We start from the raw sequence: 16,138 nt of genomic DNA on the forward strand, positions 1-16,138 counted from the left end.
TATGGCAGGCTTAACATTCGAACAAGCCGTTTCCACCATCGTCGGCATGAAAGACGAAATCGTCCGCGCCTTGGGCGAAACTTTCGTGATGGTCGGCTTGTCCACCACATTCGCCGTCATCTTCGGCACGCTCTTGGGCGTGTTGCTCTTCGTAACTTCCAGCCGCCAACTGCATTACAACAAGCCGGTAAACTTCCTGCTCGACAACCTCGTCAACCTCATGCGCGCCTTCCCCTTCGTCATCCTGATGATTGCGATGATACCCGCCACACGCGCCATCGTCGGCAGCACCATCGGCCCGGTTGCCGCCTCGCTGGTGTTGAGCGTGTCGGGATTGTTTTATTTTGCCCGACTGGTGGAACAAAACCTGCGCGAAGTCCCAAAAGGTGTGATTGAAGCCGCCGCCGCGATGGGTGCGCCGCCGATTGCCATCGTCCTCAAAGTCCTCTTGAACGAAGCGCGCGCGGGCATGGTTTCCAGCATTACCGTGCTTGCCATCGGGCTTTTGTCATACAGCGCGGCGGCAGGCATGATAGGCGGCGGCGGCTTGGGCGACCTCGCCATCCGCTACGGCTACTACCGCTACCAAACCGAAGTCATCGTCTTCATCGTCGCCCTCCTCGTGCTGCTGGTCATCCTGATTCAAAGCACCGGCAACGCGTTGGCGCGGAAACTCGACAAACGTTAAACCCGAATGCCGTCTGAACGCCAAAAACCCCGCCGCTATCCGAAAAATGCTATAAAATCCCCCTGTTCGCGGCAAATGCCGTCTGAACGCCGAATCCGGACGGCAGGACTCCCTGCCTGTCATTTTTGTTTGAAACCGCCACAACATCAGGAGAAAATATGAAAACCTTCTTCAAAACCCTTTCCGCCGCCGCACTCGCGCTCATCCTCGCAGCCTGCGGCGGTCAAAAAGACAGCGCGCCCGCAGCCTCTGCCGCCGCCCCTTCTGCCGATAACGGCGCGGCGAAAAAAGAAATCGTCTTCGGCACGACCGTCGGCGACTTCGGCGATATGGTCAAAGAACAAATCCAAGCCGAGCTGGAGAAAAAAGGCTACACCGTCAAATTGGTCGAATTTACCGACTATGTGCGCCCGAATCTGGCATTGGCGGAGGGCGAGTTGGACATCAACGTCTTCCAACACAAACCCTATCTTGACGATTTCAAAAAAGAACACAACCTGGACATCACCGAAGCCTTCCAAGTGCCGACCGCGCCTTTGGGACTGTATCCGGGCAAACTGAAATCGCTGGAAGAAGTCAAAGACGGCAGCACCGTATCCGCGCCCAACGACCCGTCCAACTTCGCACGCGCCTTGGTGATGCTGAACGAACTGGGTTGGATCAAACTCAAAGACGGCATCAATCCGCTGACCGCATCCAAAGCCGATATCGCGGAAAACCTGAAAAACATCAAAATCGTCGAGCTTGAAGCCGCACAACTGCCGCGCAGCCGCGCCGACGTGGATTTTGCCGTCGTCAACGGCAACTACGCCATAAGCAGCGGCATGAAGCTGACCGAAGCCCTGTTCCAAGAGCCGAGCTTTGCCTATGTCAACTGGTCTGCCGTCAAAACCGCCGACAAAGACAGCCAATGGCTTAAAGACGTAACCGAGGCCTATAACTCCGACGCGTTCAAAGCCTACGCGCACAAACGCTTCGAGGGCTACAAATACCCTGCCGCATGGAATGAAGGCGCAGCCAAATAAGGCAGTCGTATAAAATGATGCCGTCTGAACCGCATTCCGTGTTCAGACGGCATTTTTGTCCTTTAATCCGCCATTCCCTGCCATTCCGCCAAATCCGGCGTATCGATTCCGAACAGCGACAGCGTGTGTGCGATACTGTGCGCCACTATGTCGTCCGCCGTCTGCGGCTTGCGGTACATCGCAGGAACAGGGGGAAACACCACGCCGCCCATTTCCGTTACCCGCTTCATATTGTCCAAATGGGCAAGGTTCAGCGGCGTTTCGCGCACCATCAGCACCAGCCGCCGCCTTTCCTTCAAAACCACATCCGCCGCACGCGTCAAGAGATTGTCGCCGAAGCCGTGCGCGACAGAGGCAAGCGTCCGCATCGAACAGGGTGCGACCAGCATCCCGTCCGTTTTAAACGTACCGCTGGCAATGCACGCCCCGATATTGCCGATCGGATGGACGAAATCAGCCAAGGCATATACTTCGTCTTTCGTATAATCCGTTTCCGAAGCGCGCGCCATCTCCGCGCCTTTCGATACCACAAGGTGCGTTTCGACATCTTGCGCGCGCAAAAGTTCCAAAGCCTTCACGCCGTATTGGAAACCGCTCGCCCCGCTGATGCCGATTATCAAACGCCGTACCATCATCCGCCTTTCCCATAAAACCGCCTGCAACGGCAAACCGGCTATTATAGTGAAAAAACAGAAATCCGATAAACACGGATACAAATTGTCGGCAACACCCAATATCCGATAAAATACCCGATTTAACATCCTATCTGAATAGGCACGGGAGGGCGGTATGGCAAAAGTAAAAGGCGGATTGGGGCGCGGCTTGGATTCGCTGCTCGCCAACGGTGCGGACAACAGCAGCGGCGACCGGCTGACTGCGGTTGCGGTTAAAGATATCCGGCCCGGCCGCTATCAGGCGCGCGTCCAAATCGATGACGAAGCCTTGCAGGAACTGGCAGATTCGATTAAGGCGCAAGGCGTGATACAGCCCGTCATCGTGCGCGAACACGGACTGTCCCGATACGAACTGATTGCAGGCGAACGCCGTTGGCGCGCCGCTCAGATTGCCGGCCTGTCCGAAATCCCCGCCGTTATCAAAACCATCAGCGACGAAACCGCATTGGCAATGGGTTTGATCGAAAACCTCCAGCGCGAAAACCTCAACCCCATCGAAGAAGCACAAGGCTTGAAACGCCTTGCCGACGAGTTCGGGCTGACCCACGAAACCATCGCCCAAGCCGTCGGCAAAAGCCGAAGCGCGATTTCCAACAGCCTGCGCCTTTTAAGCCTGCCCGAATCCGTGCAGGAAATGCTTTACCAACGCCGCCTCGAAATGGGGCACGCCCGCGCACTGCTGACCCTGCCCGTCGTCGAACAGCTCGAATTGGCGCAAAAGGCCGTCAAAAACGGCTGGTCGGTGCGCGAAGTCGAACGCCGCAGCCAGGCCGCCCTTCAAAACAAACGTCCCGAGCCAAAAAAAACTGCCGCCGCCGACATCGGCCGCCTGAATGATTTGCTGACTGAAAAATTGGGTGTCAACGCCGAAATCAAGACCGCCAACCATAAAAAAGGCAAAATCATCCTGCATTTCGACACGCCCGAAACCTTCGACCATATCTTGAAGCAGTTGGGCATAGATTACCGGCCTTAATTTTGCGGGATATGCCGTTTGAAATATAGAGAATAGCTTTCCAGATTTTAAGTGGGAAATATAATTCTATTGACATTTTTTCTGCTTCGCGTAAGAATCGTTTTCCTGTTTTCATTTTTAATTTTCGAGGAAATTATGAACACACGCATCAACTTTACCGCAACTGTGGGTAAGCGCGTGAGCCAATGCTATGTTACCAGTGTAATCAGCACAATCGGCGTTACCACTTCCGATGCAATTTGTTCGGGAGGCGGAACGAACAAAGCCAAAAGTCAATGCAATGCTTTGCTTAAAGCGGCAGGCCGCTGCTAATCCTTTATTCGGAAAAGGTCGTCTGAAAATATTTTCAGACGACCTTTTATTTATTGAGCAAACTCCCCAAACTGCCGACAATCCGACCGATAAACTACTACAATTTCGCGTTGATTTTTTATTATTTCCACGTAAAGCAAACAAATCACGTAAGAACATTAAAAGTGTAAAGAAATTGCGGACAAACTCCTTAATATCCTGTAATCATATGTAATATGTGTTAGAATAGCGGAGTTGGATTTTGGGGAGTCGCTCGTCTGTATCGGCGGCGAGTTTCACAAAGATTAACATATTGCTTGACGTAATAAGGCTTCTAAATTATATTAGCCGCGCCCCAAACCTGAGGCGGAAACATTCCCTTTATGAAGCAGATTATCATCCTACAATCCGCCGTATTGTCCATATGCGCCGCAGTTGCCTTTGCCGTATGGGGTTTTGCCGGATTCCTTTCGGCGGTCGGGGGCGGTTTGTCCTACCTGCTTCCCACGTTTGTTGCAGTTTTACTTCTAAAACTTTTCAGGGGAAACCCCTTCCTGCAAAGCAGGATGTTCGTCTTCGGAGAGATTTTAAAAGTAGTGCTGTCGCTGTTGTCCATGCTTGCCGTATTTGCAATATGGCATCAATCGCTGGTGTTCGTCCCGTTTTTGATGGGGCTGCTCGGTGTCAGCCATCTGGTTTTTTTAGTATTGTTGAGAGTGAAAGATTATGGCAGGTGAAACCATTACCGCTGCCGACTACATCAAGCACCACTTGCAGAGCTTGACCAGTTTGTCGGATGTTACTCAGGGTCAGGGACTGAAAAACATTGCTGATTTTTCGTTTATTAACCTTGATGCCGTTTTTTTTGCCGTCCTGTTGGGCGTAATCGGCAGCTTCCTGTTGTGGCGCGGTGCAAAAAAAGCAACGGCAGGCGTTCCCGGACGTTTCCAGGCCGCCGTGGAAATCTTGTTCGAGTTTGTGGACGATATGTGTAAGAGCATCATTCACAGCGAAAAGTCTAGAAAAGCCGTCGCGCCGTTGGGTCTGACGCTGTTTGTTTGGATTTTCCTGATGAACGCGATGGATATGCTGCCGGTCGATTTGCTGCCGATGGTATGGCAGGGCATTACCGGCAACCATCACGCCCTGCTGCGCATCGTACCGACTGCCGATTTGAACACCGCTTTGGCACTCGCTGTCGGCGTGTTGCTGATTTGTATCTATTACAACATCAAAATCAAAGGATTGGGCGGCTGGTTTCACGAGTTGTTCAGTGCGCCGTTCGGTGCAAAACTCGCACCTGCGAACTTTCTGTTGAACTTGGTCGAGTTTCTTTCTAAAACCGTATCCCACGGTATGCGGTTGTTCGGCAATATGTATGCGGGCGAGCTGGTATTCCTGCTGATAGCCTTGCTTGGCGGTGCTTGGGCGGCTTCCGGCAGCGTTGAAGTCATGGATCCGATTCTGTTTGTATTCCACATTATTGCCGGTTTGGCATGGGCGATTTTCCATATTTTGGTGATTACCCTGCAGGCATTTATTTTCATGGCGTTGGCGTTCGTCTATATCGGGCAGGCGCACGATGCCCACTGATTTTCCCAAGTAGTTTGTTTTTGTAGTTTAACCTTTGTTTCTTTAAGGAGTTTAAAATGGGTTTGATTGCTATCGCATGTGGTTTGATCGTTGCATTGGGTGCATTGGGTGCATCTATCGGTATCGCAATGGTCGGTTCTAAATATTTGGAGTCTTCTGCTCGCCAACCTGAACTGATTGGTCCGCTGCAAACCAAACTGTTCCTGATTGCCGGTCTGATTGATGCCGCATTCTTGATCGGTGTCGCCATTGCACTACTGTTCGCCTTCGTCAACCCGTTTGCAGGTGCATAATCAGGACGGATTCGTCCGTTCGTACAGGTGCAGCCTGTTTGATTAACCCCAATACGAAGGTTAAGTAACGTGAATATCAATGCAACATTATTCGCTCAAATCATCGTCTTTTTCGGTTTGGTATGGTTTACCATGAAATTTGTGTGGCCGCCGATTGCAAAAGCTTTGGATGAGCGTGCCGCAAAAATCGCCGAGGGCTTGGCTGCCGCCGAGCGTGGTAAAAGCGATTTCGAGCAGGCTGAAAAAAAGGTTGCAGAACTTTTGGCAGAAGGGCGTAATCAGGTTTCCGAAATGGTTGCCAACGCCGAAAAACGTGCCGCCAAAATTGTCGAAGAAGCCAAAGAACAGGCTTCTTCCGAGGCGGCGCGCATTGCAGCTCAGGCAAAGGCCGATGTGGAGCAGGAATTGTTCCGCGCACGCGAATCCCTGCGCGATCAGGTTGCCGTGTTGGCTGTCAAAGGTGCCGAATCTATTTTGCGCAGCGAAGTCGATGCTTCCAAACACGCAAAACTGCTCGATACCCTGAAACAGGAGTTGTAATCTTATGGCAGAGTTTGCAACGATCGCCAGACCTTATGCAAAGGCATTGTTCGGTCTGGCTCAGGAAAAAAACCAAATTGAGTCTTGGTTGGGCGGACTGGAAAAACTTGCGGCGGTTGTTCAGGAAGGGAAGGTGGCTTTATTGATTGACCGTCCTGAAACGAATGCTTCAGAAAAAGCAGATATCCTCATCGATTTGGTCGGTTTGAAAGACAAGGAGTTAAAAAACTTTGTTATCGTCTTGGCCGGGCAGAAACGTTTGTCGATATTGCCGGAAGTGTATGCTCAATATCAAGACTTGACCTTATCATTCAACCATATCAAATCTGCCGTCATTTACAGTGCCTATCCGTTGACCGACAAACAGGTCGGCGAGTTGGCGCAAATGCTGAATAAGCGTTTCGACAGCGAGCTGAAAATCTCTGTCGAAATCGAACCGGAGCTGATTGGCGGCATAAAAGTTGAAGTGGGTGATCAGGTTTTGGATTTGTCTGTACAAGGCAAACTGAGTGCTTTGTACACGACTATGACGAATTAGGAGAGTTTTCATGCAGCTTAATCCTGCTGAAATTAGCGATCTGATTAAAGCCAAGATCGAAAATCTGTCTGTAAATGCCGAAGTGAGTACCCGTGGTACGGTGATTTCGGTAACTGACGGTATCGTTCGCATCCATGGTTTGTCAGATGCAATGCAAGGTGAGATGCTCGAATTCCCGGGTAACACTTTAGGCTTGGCGATGAACCTGGAGCGCGACTCCGTCGGTGCCGTAGTGTTGGGCGAGTACGAACATATTAAAGAAGGCGACACGGTTACCTGTACCGGCCGTATTTTAGAAGTGCCGGTCGGACGCGAATTGGTCGGACGCGTCGTCGATGCATTGGGTCGGCCTATCGACGGCAAAGGCCCGATTAATACAACTTTGACCGCCCCTGTCGAAAAAATCGCACCGGGCGTGATTGCACGCAAATCGGTTGATCAGCCGATGCAAACCGGTCTGAAGGCGATTGACTCTATGATTCCTGTCGGTCGCGGTCAGCGTGAGTTGATTATTGGAGACCGTCAGACAGGTAAAACGGCCGTGGCATTGGATGCCATCGTCAACCAAAAAGGTACGGGTGTTATCTGTATCTATGTCGCTATCGGTCAAAAAGCATCTTCTATTGCCAACGTGGTCCGCAAATTGGAAGAGCATGGCGCGATGGAACACACGATTGTGGTTGCTGCAACTGCATCTGAAGCGGCGGCATTGCAATATATCGCACCTTATTCAGGTTGTACGATGGGTGAATTCTTCCGCGATCGTGGCGAAGATGCCTTGATTGTTTATGACGATTTGTCCAAACAGGCTGTGGCTTACCGTCAAATTTCCCTGCTTTTGCGCCGTCCGCCCGGCCGCGAAGCCTATCCCGGCGATGTGTTCTACCTGCACTCCCGTCTGTTGGAACGTGCGGCACGTGTCAATGAACACGAAGTGGAAAAATTGACCAACGGCGAAGTAAAAGGCAAAACCGGTTCTCTGACCGCGTTGCCGATTATCGAAACCCAAGCGGGCGACGTATCTGCTTTCGTTCCGACTAACGTCATTTCGATTACCGACGGTCAGATTTTCTTGGAAACCGACCTCTTCAACGCCGGTATCCGTCCTGCAATCAATGCCGGTATTTCCGTATCCCGCGTAGGCGGTGCTGCACAAACCAAAGTGATTAAAAAGCTGGGTGGCGGTATCCGTTTGGCGTTGGCACAATATCGTGAATTGGCGGCGTTCTCGCAATTTGCATCCGATTTGGATGAAGCTACGCGCAAACAGTTGGAGCATGGCGAAGTCGTAACCGAACTGATGAAACAGAAACAGTTCAGTACGTTGAATACGGCTGAAATGGCTTTGACCCTTTGGGCAATCAACAACGGTTCGTATTCTGATGTTCCGGTTGCCAAAGCTCTAGCTTTTGAATCTGAATTTTTGAGCTTTGTCCGTACCCAACATCCGGAAGTTTTGGAAGCCGTCAATGCTTCAGGTGCAATGTCCGACGAGAGCGAGAAAACGCTTGAAGCAGCCATGAAATCCTTCAAATCTTCTTACGCCTATCAGGCATAAGGCTTGAAGTGAAAGGAGTCTGAAATGGCAGTAGGAAAAGAGATTCTCACCAAAATCCGCAGTGTTCAGAATACCCAAAAGATCACTAAAGCGATGCAAATGGTGTCAACCTCTAAAATGCGGAAGACTCAGGAACGGATGCGTTTGGCGCGTCCGTATGCCGAAAAAGTGCGTATGGTGATGAGCCATCTTGCGCAAACCAATACCGATCATGGTATTCCGTTACTGGAATCTCATCGGGAAATCAGACGTGTCGGTTTTATTTTGATTACGTCTGATAAGGGTTTGTGTGGCGGTTTGAACGCCAACGTGCTGAAAAAGTTTTTGGCACAAGTTCAAGAGTATCGGAATCAAGGTATTGAAGAGGAAATCGTATGCCTTGGCAGTAAAGGTCTGATGGCGTGTCAGAGCATTGGTCTGAATGTGGTTGCCAGTGCCGTAAATTTGGGCGATACCCCAAAAATGGAAATGCTGCTCGGACCTTTGACAGAACTTTTCCAACGGTATGAGAAACATGAAATTGACAAAATCCATCTGGTGTATTCGGGTTTTGTCAATACCATGCGTCAAGAACCGAGGATGGAAGTATTGCTGCCTATCGGTGAGAACGTGATTGGCGATTCAGCTCCCAAACCACCGTTCAGCTGGGAATACCGCTACGAACCGACTGCACTTGCAGTGTTGGAATATCTGGTTCGCCGCTATTTAGAGTCTGTGGTTTATCAGGCGTTGAGCGACAATATGGCATCCGAACAGGCAGCCCGCATGGTTGCCATGAAAGCTGCAACAGACAATGCAGGCAATGCCATCAAAGAGTTGCGTCTGGTATATAACAAATCGCGTCAAGCTGCGATTACCACGGAATTGTCAGAAATTGTAGCAGGTGCGGCGGCCGTCTGATGCCGTCTGAATCCTGTACGGAAATTAGGATACGATAATGAGCCAAGGCAAAATCGTACAAATTATCGGTGCGGTTGTTGACGTGGAATTTCCACGCGACATGATTCCGCGCGTTTACGACGCTTTGAAATTAGACGAAAACGGTCTGACTTTGGAAGTCCAACAGCTTTTGGGTGATGGCGTAGTCCGTACCATCGCTATGGGCAGCTCGGACGGTTTGAAACGCGGCATGACTGTGAGCAATACTGGTTCGCCCATTACTGTGCCGGTAGGTAAAGGTACGTTGGGACGCATTGTCGATGTATTGGGAACTCCTGTTGACGAGGCAGGTCCAATTGATACCGACAAGAGTCGTGCCATCCACCAAGCCGCTCCTAAGTTTGACGAACTGTCTTCCACAACCGAATTGCTCGAAACGGGCATTAAAGTGATTGACTTGCTGTGTCCGTTTGCCAAAGGCGGTAAAGTAGGTCTGTTCGGCGGTGCCGGTGTGGGTAAAACCGTGAACATGATGGAATTGATCAACAACATCGCCAAAGCGCACAGCGGCTTGTCCGTGTTCTCAGGCGTGGGTGAGCGTACCCGCGAAGGTAACGACTTCTACCACGAGATGAAAGATTCCAACGTATTGGATAAAGTAGCCATGGTGTATGGCCAAATGAACGAACCTCCAGGCAACCGTCTGCGCGTTGCTTTGACCGGTTTGACTATGGCTGAATACTTCCGTGACGAAAAAGACGAAAACGGTAAAGGTCGTGACGTATTGTTCTTCGTTGACAACATCTACCGTTACACTCTGGCCGGTACCGAAGTATCCGCACTGTTGGGCCGTATGCCTTCTGCAGTGGGTTACCAACCGACATTGGCTGAAGAAATGGGTCGTTTGCAAGAGCGTATTACCTCTACCCAAACCGGTTCCATTACTTCCATCCAAGCCGTATATGTACCTGCGGATGACTTGACTGACCCGTCTCCGGCGACAACTTTCGCCCACTTGGACGCGACCGTCGTATTGAGCCGTGATATTGCCTCTTTGGGTATTTACCCGGCAGTTGACCCGCTTGACTCTACTTCGCGCCAATTGGATCCGATGGTATTGGGTCAAGAGCACTACGACGTAGCGCGCGGTGTACAGTCTACTCTGCAAAAATACAAAGAATTGCGCGACATCATCGCCATTCTGGGTATGGACGAATTGTCTGACGAAGACAAACTGGCTGTAATGCGTGCCCGTAAAATCCAACGCTTCCTGTCTCAACCGTTCCACGTTGCCGAAGTGTTTACAGGTTCTCCAGGCAAATATGTCGCCCTGCGCGATACCATTGCCGGCTTCAAAGCCATCTTGAACGGCGAATACGATCATCTGCCCGAACAGGCATTCTATATGGTCGGCAGCATCGAAGAAGCGGTTGAGAAAGCGAAAACCTTAAACTGAGGAGGTCGGCATGAGCATCATGCAAGTTGAGGTGGTAAGTGGCGAGCAGAAAATCTATTCAGGCGAGGCAACATTTATCGTTGTTCCGACTGTACAGGGCGAACTCGGTATTTATCCGCGACACGAGCCGATTATGAGTTTGGTGCGTCCCGGTGCGTTGCGTTTGACCGTTCCGGGCGAGGATAAAGAGGTTTTGGTTGCTGTTTCCGGCGGTATTTTGGAAGTACAGCCTGATAAAGTAACTGTCTTGGCGGATGTTGCCGTCCGCAGTGCGGAAATGGATCGGGCACGTGCGGAAGAGGCGAAAAAAGCCGCAGAAGCGGGCATTTCCCAAGCTAAAGACGATAAGGCTTTGGCGGAAGCACATAAAGCATTGGCTGCCGCAATTGCACAGCTCAAAACTTTGGACTATATCCGTTCGCACAAGAAATAAACTTGTTTGGTTTGAAAAAGCACGACCGTTTGGCCGTGCTTTTTATTTTCCGGATTTAAATTAAAAAATTATCCATCCCCTGGTTTCAAATCAGGCTGTCTTCGAGATAAATCTATTCAAGCGGCTATGGAAACAGTAAAATAAAACCTTTATTTTATCGAACAATAAGCCATGCTTACCTTCCAACAAATCATCTTCAAACTGCAAACCTTCTGGGCAGACAAAGGCTGCACCGTCATCCAACCCTTCGACATGGAAGTCGGTGCCGGCACATCCCATCCCGCCACCTGCCTGCGCGCGCTCGGCCCCGAGCCTTGGTTTGCCGCCTACGTCCAACCCAGCCGCCGCCCCAAAGACGGCCGCTACGGCGACAACCCCAACCGCCTGCAACACTATTACCAATTCCAAGTCGCCCTCAAACCCGCCCCCGCCAATATCCAAGACCTCTATCTCGACTCCCTGCGCGAATTGGGCATCGATCCCAAAGTCCACGACATCCGCTTTGTCGAAGACGACTGGGAAAACCCCACCCTCGGTGCGTGGGGTTTGGGCTGGGAAGTCTGGCTCAACGGCATGGAAGTAACCCAGTTTACCTATTTCCAACAAGTCGGCGGTATCGATTGCACGCCCGTACTCGGCGAAATTACCTACGGCATCGAACGCTTGGCGATGTACCTGCAAGGCGTGGAAAACGTCTATGACCTCGTTTGGGCAAAAACGCCGGACGGCAATACCGTAAGCTACGGCGACGTGTACCATCAAAACGAAGTCGAGCAATCTACCTACAACTTCGAATACAGCGATGCCGACTGGCTGCTGCGCCAGTTCAACGACTACGAAGCGCAAGCCAAACGCCTGTTCGCCGAAGAAAACGCCGGCCTTGCCTTACCTGCCTACGAGCTGGTCCTCAAAGCGGGGCATACGTTCAACCTTTTAGACGCACGCGGCGCGATTTCCGTAACCGAGCGGGCAACTTATATTGGACGTATTCGTGCATTGAGCCGCGCCGTGGCGCAAAAATATATCGAAAGCCGTGAGAAACTGGGCTTCCCGTTGATTAAAAAATAACGATACGTCGTCTGAAACAGGTTTTCAGGCGACCTTTATTGCGTATCCATTAATACAGGCCGTACGGCATATGCAGGCTTTATAAGCATGGCCTACGGACAAACAGAAAGTCTCACATGACAACCCAAACCCTTTTAATCGAACTCCTTACCGAAGAACTCCCGCCAAAAGCCCTGAATAATCTGGGCAACCATTTTGCCGCTTCCGTTGCCGAAGGCTTGGAAAAAGCGCAACTGGTTGACGGCGCGGCCGAATTTACGGCTTATGCCTCGCCGCGCCGTTTGGCGGTTCAAGTCAAAAACGTCAAAGCTGTTCAGGCCGATCAGAAAATCGTGAAAAAAGGCCCTGCCGTGGCGAATGCCGTAAAAGACGGTACGCCGACCAAGGCTTTGGAAGGTTTTGCGCGCGGGGCGGGGGCGAAAATCGAAGACCTGACCATCATCCACGACGGCAGGCAGGACGTGTACGCCTACGAATACGTCCAAACCGGCAAACCGTTGGGCGGACTTTTGGAAAACATTATCAATCAAGCTGTTAAGAAGCTGCCGATTCCGAAAGTAATGCGTTGGGGCAGCAGCACGTTTACCTTCGTGCGCCCTGTTCACGGGCTGATTGTGCTGCACGGCGGCGATGTCGTGAACGTCAGCGTTTTGGGCCTGCAAAGCGGCAATCAAACCTTGGGACACCGCTTTCTTTCCGACGGCGAAATCATCATTGAAAACGCCGACAGCTACGCCGCACAAATGCGCGGGCAAGGCAAAGTCGTCGCTTCGTTTGCCGGGCGCAAAGCCGCGATTCAGACGGCATTGGAAGGGCAGGCACGCCGTCTGAACGCGACCGTTGCCGCCGATGAAGCCCTGTTGGACGAAGTAACCGCGCTGGTCGAATGGCCTGTGGTATTGGAAGCCGGTTTTGAGGAACACTTCCTCGCCGTGCCGCAGGAATGCTTGATTTTGACGATGCAGCAAAACCAAAAATACTTCCCGCTGCTCGACCAAAACGGCAAGCTGATGAACCGCTTTTTGCTGGTTTCCAACCTGCAAACCGAAAACCCGTCGCACATCATCCGAGGCAACGAACGCGTTTTGCGCGCGCGCCTGTCTGATGCCGAGTTCTTCTACAAACAAGACCAAAAAGCGACTTTGGAAAGCCGCCTGCCCAAGCTGGCGAACGTGGTGTACCACAACAAAATCGGTTCGCAGGCCGAACGCATCGAACGCCTGCAAAGCATCGCCGCCCATATCGCCAAAGCATTGGGCGCGGATGCCGCGGCAGCCGAGCGCGCCGCGCGTCTTGCCAAAGCCGACTTGGTAACTGAAATGGTCGGCGAGTTCCCCGAACTGCAAGGCACGATGGGCAAATACTACGCCCGCTTGGACGGCGAAACCGAAGAAATCGCCGAAGCTATTGAGCAACACTACCAACCGCGTTTTGCCGGCGACAAGCTGCCCGAAAGCAAAATTGCCGCCGCCGTGGCACTTGCCGACAAACTGGAAACCCTGGTCGGCATTTGGGGCATCGGTTTGATTCCTACCGGCGACAAAGACCCCTACGCCCTGCGCCGCGCCGCCTTGGGTATTTTGCGGATGCTGATGCAGTACGGTTTGGACGTGAACGAACTGATTCAGACGGCATTCGACAGCTTCCCGCAAGGTTTGCTCAACGAGAAAACGCCGTCTGAAACCGCCGACTTTATGCAGGCGCGCCTTGCCGTGTTGCTGCAAAACGATTATCCGCAAGACATCGTTGCCGCCGTACTCGCCAAACAGCCGCGCCGTTTGGACGATTTGACCGCCAAACTGCAGGCCGTCGCCGTATTCAAACAACTGCCCGAAGCCGCCGCGCTCGCCGCCGCCAACAAACGCGTGCAAAACCTGCTGAAAAAAGCCGATGCCGCGTTGGGCGCAGTTAACGAAAGCTTGCTGCAACAGGACGAAGAAAAAGCCCTGTACGCTGCCGCGCAAGGTTTGCAGCCGAAAATTGCCGCCGCCGTCGCCGAAGGCAATTTCCGAACCGCCTTGTCCGAACTGGCTTCCGTCAAGCCGCAGGTTGATGCCTTCTTCGACGGCGTGATGGTGATGGCGGAAGATGCCGCCGTAAAACAAAACCGCCTGAACCTGCTGAACCGCTTGGCAGAGCAGATGAACGCGGTGGCCGACATCGCGCTTTTGGGCGAGTAACCGTTGTACAGTCCAAATGCCGTCTGAAGCCTTCAGGCGGCATCAAATTATCGGGAGAGTAAATTGCAGCCTTTAGTCAGCGTATTGATTTGCGCCTACAACGTAGAAAAATATTTTGCCCAATCATTAGCCGCCGTCGTGAATCAGACTTGGCGCAACTTGGATATTTTGATTGTCGATGACGGCTCGACAGACGGCACACTTGCCATTGCCAAGGATTTTCAAAAGCGGGACAGCCGTATCAAAATCCTTGCACAAGCTCAAAATTCCGGCCTGATTCCCTCTTTAAACATCGGGCTGGACGAATTGGCAAAGTCGGGGGGGGGGGAATATATTGCGCGCACCGATGCCGACGATATTGCCTCCCCCGGCTGGATTGAGAAAATCGTGGGCGAGATGGAAAAAGACCGCAGCATCATTGCGATGGGCGCGTGGTTGGAAGTTTTGTCGGAAGAAAAGGACGGCAACCGGCTGGCGCGGCACCACAAACACGGCGAAATTTGGAAAAAGCCGACCCGGCATGAAGACATCGCCGCCGTTTTCCCTTTCGGCAACCCCATACACAACAACACGATGATTATGCGGCGCAGCGTCATTGACGGCGGTTTGCGTTACGACACCGGGCGGGATTGGGCGGAAGATTACCAATTTTGGTACGATGTCAGCAAATTGGGCAGGCTGGCTTATTATCCCGAAGCCTTGGTCAAATACCGCCTTCACGCCAATCAGGTTTCATCCAAACACAGCGTCCGCCAACACGAAATCGCGCAAGGCATCCAAAAAACCGCCAGAAACGATTTTTTGCAGTCTATGGGTTTTAAAACCCGGTTCGACAGCCTAGAATACCGCCAAACAAAAGCAGCGGCGTATGAACTGCCGGAGAAGGATTTGCCGGAAGAAGATTTTGAACGCGCCCGCCGGTTTTTGTACCGATGCTTCAAACGGACGGACACGCCGCCCTCCGGCGCGTGGCTGGATTTCGCGGCAGACGGCAGGATGAGGCGGCTGTTTACCTTGAGGCAATACTTCGGCATTTTGTACCGGCTGATTAAAAACCGCCGGCAGGCGCGGTCGGATTCGGCAGGGAAAGAACAGGAGATTTAATGCAAAACCACGTTATCAGCTTAGCTTCCGCCGCAGAACGCAGGGCGCACATTGCCGATACCTTCGGCAGTCGCGGCATCCCGTTCCAGTTTTTCGACGCACTGATGCCGTCTGAAAGGCTGGAACGGGCGATGGCGGAACTCGTCCCCGGCTTGTCGGCGCACCCCTATTTGAGCGGAGTGGAAAAAGCCTGCTTTATGAGCCACGCCGTATTGTGGGAACAGGCGTTGGACGAAGGCTTACCGTATATCGCCGTATTTGAAGATGATGTCTTACTCGGCGAAGGCGCGGAGCAGTTCCTTGCCGAAGATACTTGGCTGCAAGAACGCTTTGACCCCGATTCCGCCTTTGTCGTCCGCTTGGAAACGATGTTTATGCACGTCCTGACCTCGCCCTCCGGCGTGGCGGACTACGGCGGGCGCGCCTTTCCGCTTTTGGAAAGCGAACACTGCGGGACGGCGGGCTATATTATTTCCCGAAAGGCGATGCGTTTTTTCTTGGACAGGTTTGCCGTTTTGCCGCCCGAACGCCTGCACCCTGTCGATTTGATGATGTTCGGCAACCCTGACGACAGGGAAGGAATGCCGGTTTGCCAGCTCAATCCCGCCTTGTGCGCCCAAGAGCTGCATTATGCCAAGTTTCACGACCAAAACAGCGCATTGGGCAGCCTGATCGAACATGACCGCCGCCTGAACCGCAAACAGCAATGGCGCGATTCCCCCGCCAACACATTCAAACACCGCCTGATCCGCGCCTTGACCAAAATCGGCAGGGAAAGGGAAAAACGCCGGAAAAGGCGCGAACAGACAATCGGCAAGATTATTGTGCCTTTCCAATAAAAG

The 16,138-nt window shown here is 52.2% G+C and carries 18 protein-coding genes; 17 read left to right on the forward strand and 1 reads right to left on the reverse strand.

The window, feature by feature from the left end; translation table 11 throughout:
* Position 1 precedes the first annotated feature (1 nt).
* Complete coding sequence (locus HT085_RS11215) at positions 2-688, forward strand: methionine ABC transporter permease (protein ID WP_003687136.1); 687 nt, start codon at positions 2-4, stop codon at positions 686-688.
* Between the two features lie 158 nt (positions 689-846).
* Entirely contained in the window at positions 847-1,713 is an 867-nt protein-coding gene (locus HT085_RS11220; RefSeq protein WP_003687141.1) for a MetQ/NlpA family ABC transporter substrate-binding protein, read from the forward strand.
* A 62-nt stretch (positions 1,714-1,775) separates the two neighbouring features.
* On the opposite strand, the gene HT085_RS11225 is transcribed toward HT085_RS11220, so the two are convergent.
* Positions 1,776-2,345, reverse strand: a complete 570-nt coding sequence (locus HT085_RS11225; protein ID WP_020996754.1) for a UbiX family flavin prenyltransferase — start codon at positions 2,343-2,345, stop codon at positions 1,776-1,778.
* Positions 2,346-2,502: 157 nt separating this feature from the next.
* Between HT085_RS11225 and HT085_RS11230 the strand changes: the two genes are divergently transcribed.
* The 15 genes from HT085_RS11230 to HT085_RS11300 all read left to right on the forward strand — a co-directional run bounded on the left by HT085_RS11230 (position 2,503) and on the right by HT085_RS11300 (position 16,135).
* A complete protein-coding gene (locus tag HT085_RS11230) occupies positions 2,503-3,363 on the forward strand; it encodes a ParB/RepB/Spo0J family partition protein (protein ID WP_003687145.1) in 861 nt (286 codons plus the stop codon).
* Between the two features lie 135 nt (positions 3,364-3,498).
* Positions 3,499-3,675, forward strand: a complete 177-nt coding sequence (locus tag HT085_RS11235; RefSeq protein ID WP_003696565.1) for a hypothetical protein — start codon at positions 3,499-3,501, stop codon at positions 3,673-3,675.
* Positions 3,676-4,037: 362 nt separating this feature from the next.
* A complete protein-coding gene (locus HT085_RS11240; RefSeq protein WP_003690443.1) occupies positions 4,038-4,391 on the forward strand; it encodes an ATP synthase subunit I in 354 nt (117 codons plus the stop codon).
* On the forward strand, positions 4,381-5,247 hold the full coding sequence (gene atpB, locus HT085_RS11245) for a F0F1 ATP synthase subunit A (RefSeq protein ID WP_003690445.1): 867 nt from the start codon (positions 4,381-4,383) through the stop codon (positions 5,245-5,247). The genes HT085_RS11240 and atpB overlap by 11 nt, the downstream gene beginning before the upstream one ends.
* 56 nt (positions 5,248-5,303) lie before the next feature.
* Positions 5,304-5,540 carry a F0F1 ATP synthase subunit C gene (gene atpE / locus HT085_RS11250; RefSeq protein ID WP_002214801.1) on the forward strand — a complete coding sequence of 79 codons (237 nt, stop codon included), beginning with the start codon at positions 5,304-5,306 and terminating at the stop codon, positions 5,538-5,540.
* Positions 5,541-5,609: 69 nt separating this feature from the next.
* Positions 5,610-6,080: a F0F1 ATP synthase subunit B gene (locus tag HT085_RS11255; protein WP_003687152.1), complete on the forward strand. Its 471-nt coding sequence runs from the start codon at positions 5,610-5,612 to the stop codon at positions 6,078-6,080.
* Between the two features lie 4 nt (positions 6,081-6,084).
* A complete protein-coding gene (locus tag HT085_RS11260; RefSeq protein ID WP_003690447.1) occupies positions 6,085-6,618 on the forward strand; it encodes a F0F1 ATP synthase subunit delta in 534 nt (177 codons plus the stop codon).
* Between the two features lie 10 nt (positions 6,619-6,628).
* Positions 6,629-8,176, forward strand: a complete 1,548-nt coding sequence (atpA, locus tag HT085_RS11265) for a F0F1 ATP synthase subunit alpha (protein WP_003687154.1) — start codon at positions 6,629-6,631, stop codon at positions 8,174-8,176.
* Between the two features lie 24 nt (positions 8,177-8,200).
* The gene (gene atpG / locus HT085_RS11270) at positions 8,201-9,076 is read left to right on the forward strand and encodes a F0F1 ATP synthase subunit gamma (RefSeq protein ID WP_003690449.1); all 876 of its coding nucleotides are present in this window, start codon (positions 8,201-8,203) and stop codon (positions 9,074-9,076) included.
* A gap of 37 nt (positions 9,077-9,113) precedes the next feature.
* Positions 9,114-10,511: a F0F1 ATP synthase subunit beta gene (gene atpD, locus HT085_RS11275; protein ID WP_003690451.1), complete on the forward strand. Its 1,398-nt coding sequence runs from the start codon at positions 9,114-9,116 to the stop codon at positions 10,509-10,511.
* A 10-nt stretch (positions 10,512-10,521) separates the two neighbouring features.
* A complete protein-coding gene (locus HT085_RS11280; RefSeq protein WP_003687159.1) occupies positions 10,522-10,944 on the forward strand; it encodes a F0F1 ATP synthase subunit epsilon in 423 nt (140 codons plus the stop codon).
* 171 nt (positions 10,945-11,115) lie between these two features.
* Positions 11,116-12,012, forward strand: coding sequence for a glycine--tRNA ligase subunit alpha (gene glyQ, locus HT085_RS11285; RefSeq protein WP_003692424.1), 897 nt, complete (start codon positions 11,116-11,118; stop codon positions 12,010-12,012).
* Between the two features lie 116 nt (positions 12,013-12,128).
* Positions 12,129-14,192 (forward strand): glycine--tRNA ligase subunit beta, encoded by a 2,064-nt coding sequence (gene glyS, locus HT085_RS11290; RefSeq protein ID WP_172760449.1) that lies wholly within the window; start codon positions 12,129-12,131, stop codon positions 14,190-14,192.
* Between the two features lie 63 nt (positions 14,193-14,255).
* The gene (locus tag HT085_RS11295) at positions 14,256-15,296 is read left to right on the forward strand and encodes a glycosyltransferase family 2 protein (protein ID WP_003694656.1); all 1,041 of its coding nucleotides are present in this window, start codon (positions 14,256-14,258) and stop codon (positions 15,294-15,296) included.
* Positions 15,296-16,135 carry a glycosyltransferase family 25 protein gene (locus HT085_RS11300; RefSeq protein WP_014580456.1) on the forward strand — a complete coding sequence of 280 codons (840 nt, stop codon included), beginning with the start codon at positions 15,296-15,298 and terminating at the stop codon, positions 16,133-16,135. The genes HT085_RS11295 and HT085_RS11300 overlap by 1 nt, the downstream gene beginning before the upstream one ends.
* The last annotated feature ends 3 nt before the right edge of the window (positions 16,136-16,138 follow it).

The organism is Neisseria gonorrhoeae (assembly GCF_013030075.1).
Lineage (GTDB): Bacteria > Pseudomonadota > Gammaproteobacteria > Burkholderiales > Neisseriaceae > Neisseria > Neisseria gonorrhoeae.

Coding starts and splice junctions, on each gene's coding strand:
- HT085_RS11215 (WP_003687136.1), top strand. CDS start 2: ATGGCAGGCTTAACATTCGAACAAGCCGTTTCCACCATCGTCGGCATG.
- HT085_RS11220 (WP_003687141.1), top strand. CDS start 847: ATGAAAACCTTCTTCAAAACCCTTTCCGCCGCCGCACTCGCGCTCATC.
- HT085_RS11225 (WP_020996754.1), bottom strand. CDS start 2,345: ATGGTACGGCGTTTGATAATCGGCATCAGCGGGGCGAGCGGTTTCCAA.
- HT085_RS11230 (WP_003687145.1), top strand. CDS start 2,503: ATGGCAAAAGTAAAAGGCGGATTGGGGCGCGGCTTGGATTCGCTGCTC.
- HT085_RS11235 (WP_003696565.1), top strand. CDS start 3,499: ATGAACACACGCATCAACTTTACCGCAACTGTGGGTAAGCGCGTGAGC.
- HT085_RS11240 (WP_003690443.1), top strand. CDS start 4,038: ATGAAGCAGATTATCATCCTACAATCCGCCGTATTGTCCATATGCGCC.
- atpB (WP_003690445.1), top strand. CDS start 4,381: ATGGCAGGTGAAACCATTACCGCTGCCGACTACATCAAGCACCACTTG.
- atpE (WP_002214801.1), top strand. CDS start 5,304: ATGGGTTTGATTGCTATCGCATGTGGTTTGATCGTTGCATTGGGTGCA.
- HT085_RS11260 (WP_003690447.1), top strand. CDS start 6,085: ATGGCAGAGTTTGCAACGATCGCCAGACCTTATGCAAAGGCATTGTTC.
- atpA (WP_003687154.1), top strand. CDS start 6,629: ATGCAGCTTAATCCTGCTGAAATTAGCGATCTGATTAAAGCCAAGATC.
- atpG (WP_003690449.1), top strand. CDS start 8,201: ATGGCAGTAGGAAAAGAGATTCTCACCAAAATCCGCAGTGTTCAGAAT.
- atpD (WP_003690451.1), top strand. CDS start 9,114: ATGAGCCAAGGCAAAATCGTACAAATTATCGGTGCGGTTGTTGACGTG.
- HT085_RS11280 (WP_003687159.1), top strand. CDS start 10,522: ATGAGCATCATGCAAGTTGAGGTGGTAAGTGGCGAGCAGAAAATCTAT.
- glyQ (WP_003692424.1), top strand. CDS start 11,116: ATGCTTACCTTCCAACAAATCATCTTCAAACTGCAAACCTTCTGGGCA.
- glyS (WP_172760449.1), top strand. CDS start 12,129: ATGACAACCCAAACCCTTTTAATCGAACTCCTTACCGAAGAACTCCCG.
- HT085_RS11300 (WP_014580456.1), top strand. CDS start 15,296: ATGCAAAACCACGTTATCAGCTTAGCTTCCGCCGCAGAACGCAGGGCG.